Source organism: Prevotella jejuni (assembly GCF_900187995.1).
Classification (GTDB): domain Bacteria; phylum Bacteroidota; class Bacteroidia; order Bacteroidales; family Bacteroidaceae; genus Prevotella; species Prevotella jejuni.
Genome location: NZ_FZNZ01000065.1, coordinates 1 through 7,160, shown reverse-complemented (window position 1 = coordinate 7,160; position 7,160 = coordinate 1). Strand labels below are relative to the sequence as shown.

At 41.2% G+C, this 7,160-nt stretch carries 9 protein-coding genes and 1 pseudogene; 4 read left to right on the top strand and 6 right to left on the bottom strand.

Features of this window, described 5'->3' with window-relative positions:
- The 4 genes from CHB62_RS14065 to CHB62_RS14045 all read left to right on the top strand — a co-directional run.
- On the top strand, nucleotides 1–111 hold a 111-nt coding region (locus CHB62_RS14065; protein WP_141240448.1), incomplete at its 5' end, for a helix-turn-helix domain-containing protein.
- A 3-nt stretch (nucleotides 112–114) separates the two neighbouring features.
- The gene (locus CHB62_RS14060) at nucleotides 115–429 is read left to right on the top strand and encodes a helix-turn-helix domain-containing protein (RefSeq protein WP_089367324.1); all 315 of its coding nucleotides are present in this window, start codon (nucleotides 115–117) and stop codon (nucleotides 427–429) included.
- On the top strand, nucleotides 417–923 hold the full coding sequence (locus CHB62_RS14055) for a DUF3408 domain-containing protein (RefSeq protein ID WP_089367323.1): 507 nt from the start codon (nucleotides 417–419) through the stop codon (nucleotides 921–923). The genes CHB62_RS14060 and CHB62_RS14055 overlap by 13 nt, the downstream gene beginning before the upstream one ends.
- A gap of 193 nt (nucleotides 924–1,116) precedes the next feature.
- A complete protein-coding gene (locus CHB62_RS14045) occupies nucleotides 1,117–1,536 on the top strand; it encodes a plasmid mobilization protein (protein ID WP_089367321.1) in 420 nt (139 codons plus the stop codon).
- Nucleotides 1,537–1,611: 75 nt separating this feature from the next.
- On the opposite strand, the gene CHB62_RS15570 is transcribed toward CHB62_RS14045, so the two are convergent.
- From CHB62_RS15570 to CHB62_RS14020, 6 genes and pseudogenes are all read right to left on the bottom strand, one after another.
- Entirely contained in the window at nucleotides 1,612–1,746 is a 135-nt protein-coding gene (locus CHB62_RS15570; RefSeq protein WP_423808605.1) for an IS1/IS1595 family N-terminal zinc-binding domain-containing protein, read from the bottom strand.
- Between the two features lie 210 nt (nucleotides 1,747–1,956).
- Nucleotides 1,957–2,520: a hypothetical protein gene (locus CHB62_RS14040; protein ID WP_089367320.1), complete on the bottom strand. Its 564-nt coding sequence runs from the start codon at nucleotides 2,518–2,520 to the stop codon at nucleotides 1,957–1,959.
- Nucleotides 2,504–3,931, bottom strand: a pseudogene (locus tag CHB62_RS15015) (RHS repeat-associated core domain-containing protein); the annotation flags it as partial. The pseudogene CHB62_RS15015 and the gene CHB62_RS14040, both read right to left, overlap by 17 nt.
- A 71-nt stretch (nucleotides 3,932–4,002) precedes the next feature.
- On the bottom strand, nucleotides 4,003–4,557 hold the full coding sequence (locus CHB62_RS14030) for a hypothetical protein (RefSeq protein WP_240616174.1): 555 nt from the start codon (nucleotides 4,555–4,557) through the stop codon (nucleotides 4,003–4,005).
- Between the two features lie 18 nt (nucleotides 4,558–4,575).
- Nucleotides 4,576–6,447 (bottom strand): RHS repeat domain-containing protein, encoded by a 1,872-nt coding sequence (locus tag CHB62_RS15385; protein WP_240616259.1) that lies wholly within the window; start codon nucleotides 6,445–6,447, stop codon nucleotides 4,576–4,578.
- A 22-nt stretch (nucleotides 6,448–6,469) separates the two neighbouring features.
- Nucleotides 6,470–6,904: an HU family DNA-binding protein gene (locus CHB62_RS14020; RefSeq protein WP_089367318.1), complete on the bottom strand. Its 435-nt coding sequence runs from the start codon at nucleotides 6,902–6,904 to the stop codon at nucleotides 6,470–6,472.
- Nucleotides 6,905–7,160 lie beyond the last annotated feature (256 nt).

Genomic DNA, 7,160 nt, shown 5'->3' with positions numbered 1-7,160 from the left:
ACCCTGCAATCATACAGAGATACGGGAAAAATCCCTTTCTCAATGATTGGACACAAGTGCTATTACAAGGAGAGCGACATCACGGAGTTACTGAACGCAAACAATGAATGAATTATGTCGGAGAATGAAATCATTACGCAGGAAGACCCTCAGATGCAGATGTTTGCACAACTGATGGAGGGCATATTGAAGAAATTGGAGCGTTATTGCGCTACCGCCCGTCCGATGTTAAGCGGAGAGGTTTACCTCACTGGCGAGGAGGTTTGCAGCCAATTACGGCTCAGCACACGCACGCTCCAAGAGTACAGAAACTTAGGAACGCTTCCTTTCTACAAAATCGGAGGGAAGATACTTTACAAACAGAGCGACATACAAACAATGCTTGAAAGGCATTATAACGCAATACCCAAGAAATTATGGCAAGAATAGATGAACAAAGGAAACAACGTCTGGAACAAGCCCTTCGAGATATGGGCAATTATGGCGTTAAGCTCCGCAAGCCCGAAGAGTTGCCCGATTTTGATCAGCCCATAGATTATGAAGAGGAAAAGAAAAGATTTGAGCCTGTTAAAGTTGAGGAACAAAATGACAAGGAGAGTCACAAGGACTATTCTCAACCGTTCTATCAAGAAACAGAGTTGTCACCAACGGAAAGGGCTACTTCTACCGAAGAGAATCATCAACGAATGGGAAAAACAAGGGACAGGAAGCAATTATCCGAGTTTCAGGGGAAATATCTCCAGCCCTTTCGCAACAGCCACCGCAAAGCCGTGTATGTATCAGAGGAAACTCAACGAAAGTTGGACTTCGTGGTGAGGAAAATCGGTGAGCAGGGAGCAAGCGTTTCAGGATATGTTGAGCAGGTGCTTCGAGAACATCTCGACCAATACAAAGATGATGTGGAAAGATGGCGGAAACTCTGAAGTACTGCATTCCTCGAATGCAAGCCTACGCTGAGTTACTGTATTCAGTGAATGCAGTAACACGGCATGGGCTTATAATCCCATTTTCTACATCAGCAAGGTGTGTCTTTGTACCACAAATTGCCATTTGTACCACAAAGACCCTTGCCCCAATTGGGGGATTAAATCACTCCAAAGTCGTGATTAGAAAGCAATGAAAAAGCAGAAACAAAAGAAGCCAGACGGCAGATGTGCCACCTGCCCAAGATGGGACAGATGGCACATCAGGATACCTAATCCTGAAGACCAGCAGAAGCTTATCAAACTCTACCGCAAGTCGGGAGCGAAAACGAAAAGTGATTTTGTTCGAGCAAGACTTTTAGGTGAAGTCTTTAAGGTCATCACCCAAGACCCTGCAAAAGAGCCTTACTTGGAGAAACTCTCAGAAATCGTCGTTATGACTCATAAGATAGGCGTGCTATACAACGAAGCCGTAAAAGCCCTCAATACTTATCATTCTGTCGCCACTGCTCAACGATTGCTCAGTAAACTTGAAACTTATTCCCAACTTCTTATCAGACTGCAACAACAAGCAGTACAACTGACAAAATCCCTTGAGAGTAAACAAGAATGAATGCTGATAAATCATGATGCCCAACGTTAGTATCGTGCTGTGATTGCCCAATCCCTCTTTGGTCAGTTATCAATGTTAGGAAGATAGGCTTTGTATGTTGTAGTCGGTAATAAAACGCTTCCGGCAATTCTTACATCGGTAGCGTTGTTTACCTGTACTACTTTTACCACTTTTAATAATATTGTTGGCAATGCGGACATTGAAGCTCAACTCTCAATCTGGAGCGTAAAGTGCCGAATCGTTATCGTATATTCACTTTTCTTTGTTTGGGGTTACAAATATAGCAAAAGGCAGAGAATTTATCCCTGCCTCTACGCCTAACATTTAAAGAATTTATTGATAATCATATTATTATGATGATAACTCCCAATTTGATGCATTACTAGAAATGCTATGTATATTTTCTAACGACAAAGTCATTTATCTTACTCCATTATTAAACTGTTCTTTCAAAATATTCTCAATTTCAGGGTCTTTCCTGAAAAAAGGATATGATTGATAGAACATATCTAAATTGATGGAATCTGTATAGTTTTCCATTATCCATGAAGATACGATATAAATCATCATATTATGATTAGCCTTGCTTTGTTGTTCGATAGGAAGTAAACTTATAGCTTTTTGTATTCCTTTTATTTTGTCGGGATATTTGACCAGCATATGGCTCAAACCATCAGCAAAAGTTTCATCATATTGTTCATCGGTATGTGCAAAACAATGTTTTACGACTAGAGCATAGTCCTGTTCTGTAGAAAATTTCTCTTGAAAAAAGTTTCCATCAATAATTCTTTGCACAAAAAGGCTATCATCAGACTTTGTACTGATGTCTTTACTTGTTTCCTTTTTCAGAACTGTATCTTTATCAAAATCCGTTTTCCGTTGTGTTGCTGTAAAGGTGTTTTTAGAATTATTATTACAACTTGTAACTCCCCAAAAACATAACAGAATCATTTGAAGCAGGGTGTTTTTATTGTTCTGTCTCATGTTTTGTTCCTCCTTTCTCTGTTTCGTTCTTTTCGACCTTTTGAGTTCTATGACCTATGACAACAACTTCAGGCAACTCGTAGGATTTCATTTCGTTTACTTCTTCTTTGATTTTATCTCTATCATTATAGCTGACAGGAACTTGCAAATCATCTTTCAGCGTAAGGAATCCTTTTTTCTCTTTGGGATCATTTTTTTCTAACTGTGTAACTATTTCTTTAAGTTCCTTGATGTCAGCATCTGTCATTCGCATACACCCATGTGTTCCCATCAAATCAGGCTTTTGCCTACGACCTCCATGTGTGTGCATTCCTTGTCTAGATCCCCCTTCACCACCTTGGTACTCTAAAGCCAGTAGGTCATTAGGACCAAAAGGTATAGTTGGATAATGCTTTGTTCCAGTTTTTCTCCATCCCAATATTTTATATTTTCCTTGAGGGGTATCTGCATTAGAACTATTCCTTTTTCGATAATTTCCAAGTACTTTTACAACTGTCTTGTAAATTAGATTTCCATTTCTGTCATATACAGCATATATAGCATATGGATGGTTTGCTCTGTTTGATGAAGCAGAAACTTTAATATCCCATTTTCCATCAAAATCAACTCTTCCAGTAGGCGCATTATGAGAATAAGTATATGAGGATGCTTCAGGTGCTTCTTCTGATCTTGGGTCCGTACTCATCCACAAACTCAATCTCGGCTCATAGTACCTCGCACCATAGTAATACATCCCCGTCTCCTCATCCAATTCCTTGGCATTGAAGAGGTAAGGGGTGTTCCACGTATTGTTGCGCTCTTCGATGAACACTTCGCCAAACGGCACATACTCGATGTGCTGCGATACCTCACCGTCAAGATTGGTGATATAGCTACTGCTGCCCAAGTGGTCTGGGTGGTAGTAGAACTGCATCTTTTCGTAATTGTCCTTGTCATGGAAATTATTATCTACAGCAGAACGTGTGCTGGCATTCATAGCCCTTGTCTGCGCAGCTTCTGGCGTGCCATCGTTACAGCAGAAGCCCTGACCATTCACATAGTCGTCATTGTCCTTACCGTTATAAGGTTGGTCAAACGCCTTGTAATTGTCTTTAATGGATTGCAGCTGCTTTGCATACTTGTCTTTGTAGTTGATGGTCAAGCCATCAGCTTCATTGCCTGCATACGATATTCGTCTTGGGTCTGCACCATAAGAAGCCAAGTCGTCCAATTTAGAAACAATTCTTTGACTACCGATGTAGATGTGCTTGGTGTACTTGCCACCTTGCCCTGCAACGAGGTATGGGCTGACATAGAGCGAGAAGCGTGCCGTACCGGTGTTGCCACCAGAGAACTCAGAGTTCACATAAATCGCTTCATTCTCACCGCTGGTCTTCACTGTGCGCTCGCCGTCGGTGTCATACCAATGCGAGAATAAATGCTGTTGTCGTCCACTGTAAGCGGATGGCTCTTTACACCGTTGTTGTGTCAACATCGTTCTTCTCAATATTCCAAAGACTTGTTTACAATTTTTATACCTTGCGAGGTATAGTATTTCCATATTCCTACTTCCTGTGCATCATCTTCTATATCATCTTGAAATATACACCATCCTTCTGATGTAATTTTGCCATTGATATTATAATTTATAATATAACACTGCAATGTAGAGTTTGGGGTACGAAATCCTGCTTTTTGTGCCTCTTTCAAAAAGTTTGAATTTTTTGAAATTTTGGTTTGTGAAGTAGCAACCATACCATTAGTATAAAAAAATAGCCATTGGTACGCTGGCATATTATTACGGTAATATCCAGAAGCTTGAAGATAATATTTATTTTGTCCTAACTTTCTGTATATTTGAACAAAGCCGTTTTTAATTCCACCAACATAGAGGCATAGTGAAACAATATCATCAGAAACTTCATACCAACACCCATTTTTTTTACCCAAGGAGTCAAATTGATTAATATATTTCAAGTTGATATTCAAGGGAACTATGGGTAAACTTATTGTTTGCCCCCAAATATTGGGGCAAACAATAAATGATAATATTAACATAAATAGCCTCATATGTAATTATCTTGGTCTATATATTGGATTCTTATTGACTACTCTCAGGGCATCTACTGGCATTGTAATTGGTGGCATAGCAATTCTCGAACTTTTAAAACGAGACATTTGAGACTTTATTACGTTTTGATTTGTTGGAGATGACATACTTCGAGATACTGTCACACTTATGAGAGCAGATGCTTCAAATTTTCCCATAAACTCAGACCAACTATTTCTATTAATTAAGAAACAGCCTTCCGAAATAGGAGTGTTTGAAGATGTCATTCCTGTCAAATTATTCAAACCTGGCTTATGGATATTTATTCCACACGCCTTTGTTGTTTTTGAATTTGACGGATTGGGTTTCCCAAGCTCTATGGAAGACGAATTAAAATCGGTTGTTCCAATATCGCTCATACGTAAAGCTTTATACTGTGCAGAACTACCATTGTGCATACCGACTTTTGCTTCATACATACCCTCTGGAACTGTAGCATATTTATCTAAGTTCGATGGATAAGTACAGGCTTCAAACTCAGAAGTAGTACCATCCCTACAATAAACCGTCGCAATTGAAGACCCCATGTTAAATCTGTTTTTCGAATTAAATGTTTTACCATTCTTTCCCTGATTGGAGAAAAATATAGCTTGCTCATATAATCCTGGAAGTAATTTCCCTTTGGAATCATACGATTTTGCCGGATTTATCCATTCATATCCTGTATTCTGTCCTGTTTCTTCATTTTTAGTAGGTTTCCACGCCTTTCCGTCTGGATCTATTAGGATTGTTGGATTGTTGGCTGTGTAGCAATATACGGTAATATGCGGAGCTGTTTCTCCAAGAGGATCTGTTGACACCCACAGGCTCAACCTAGGCTCATAGTATCTCGCACCATAGTAGTACATACCCGTCTCCTCGTCAAATTCTTTAGCATTGAAGAGGTACGGCGTATTCCATGTGTTGTTGCGTTCTTCAATGAATACTTCTCCAAATGGAACGTATTCGATATGCTGCGATACTTCGCCGTCAAGGTTGGTGATGTAGCTACTGCTGCCCAAATGGTCAGGATGGTAGTAGAACTGCATCTTTTCGTAGTCGTCGTTGGGTTTGAAGTTACCATTTGCAGCCCTTGTACGTGCCATAGCCTGTGCCGCCTCCGGCGTGCCATCGTTGCAACAGAAACCCTGACCGTTTACGTAGTCGTCATTGTCCTTACCGTTATAAGGTTGGTCAAACGCCTTGTAGTTATCCTTGATGGATTGCAGTTGCTTTGCATACTTATCCTTGTAGTCAATAGTAAGACCATCAGCTTCTTTGCCTGCATACGGTATTCGTCTCGGATCTGCACCATAAGAAGCCAAGTCGCCAAGCTTGCTGACAATTCTCTGGCTACCCACATAGATGTGCTTGGTGTACTTGCCACCTTGTCCTGCCACGAGGTATGGGCTGACATAAAGGCTGAAGCGTGCCGTACCAGTGTTACCCCCCGAGAACTCGGAGTTCACATAGATGGCTTCGTTCTCACCGCTGGTCTTCACCGTGCGCTCACCATCGGCATCGTACCAGTAGTTAGATACAAAGCCGTTCTCATCGGCTGCCAACAAGCGGTTCTCTTCGTCCCAACGGTACTTCTGCTCGGTTGTCTTTTCATCTTCCTTGCCGTCTTTCTTTACACGAGAGGTGTTAATATAGAGAAGGTTGCCGTTGGCATCATAAGTGTACTTGTGTCCGTTGTTGATATTCGTACTCTCCGTAGGAGTTTCTTCCGTGCGGTAGTTGATGTCGTGAACATTATCGAGTTGGAATAATGGGTCATAAGTCACACCTATTCCCTCCACACACATAGGCTTGTGCATGGAGGAAAGATTAAGTGGATTATGGTTTTGAGTGTATATCAATTAGGCAAGAAGTGTGCTGTTAAGGATGCAGGTTTTCTTTCTCTTTGGGCTTTTCGTTATCGTCTTTCTTTTTTTTGACCACTCGGAGTTCTACAGATTTTGCAGCGTTACGCATGGCTGCTTTTGGCGTAAAGACGATTTTCGGTGCCTTCAGGCTGTCGGCGGTAACTTCTGCCTCTGTGTCCATCATCTTAGCTGGCACTACGATGCGGAACGAACCGAGGTCTGCCAAATCCACGCTCTGTCCCAATTCGAGGGCATCGCGCACGATTGCACCAAGGCTGATGAGAGCATTACTCACATCACCTGCCGAAAGCGAGGTCTCGCGGACGATACGGTCTACTACCATCTTGTTTGTCAGATGCTGTTGCGATACTGGCTGTGCAAAGTACACCGTCTGCCCCTTACGCTTGCCGATAGGCTGCGTCTTTGATTTTACTTCAAATTCTATCATACTTTTAATTGTTTATAGTTATCACTTATGTAACGTTGTTCTTTCCTGTTTATTGCTTACGGCTTTTAATACCCATATAAGGGTAATGATGAACACCCTTATAAGGGTATTGCCCATTACCCTTATATGGGTAACGTGCGATTATCAAAGGCTATAAATTCGCATTGTAAATGAGAACTGTCCGGATTCTATTTCTCCAAACCCAAACCTGCAACCCATCTTTCTCAAAATCGTATACATGTTGCCGTTGCCCTTT

Excerpts from the sequence above, each read along its gene's own strand:
- CHB62_RS14060 (WP_089367324.1), top strand. The coding sequence starts at position 115 with ATGTCGGAGAATGAAATCATTACGCAGGAAGACCCTCAGATGCAGATG.
- CHB62_RS14055 (WP_089367323.1), top strand. The coding sequence starts at position 417 with ATGGCAAGAATAGATGAACAAAGGAAACAACGTCTGGAACAAGCCCTT.
- CHB62_RS14045 (WP_089367321.1), top strand. The coding sequence starts at position 1,117 with ATGAAAAAGCAGAAACAAAAGAAGCCAGACGGCAGATGTGCCACCTGC.
- CHB62_RS14040 (WP_089367320.1), bottom strand. The coding sequence starts at position 2,520 with ATGAGACAGAACAATAAAAACACCCTGCTTCAAATGATTCTGTTATGT.
- CHB62_RS14030 (WP_240616174.1), bottom strand. The coding sequence starts at position 4,557 with ATGTTAATATTATCATTTATTGTTTGCCCCAATATTTGGGGGCAAACA.
- CHB62_RS14020 (WP_089367318.1), bottom strand. The coding sequence starts at position 6,904 with ATGATAGAATTTGAAGTAAAATCAAAGACGCAGCCTATCGGCAAGCGT.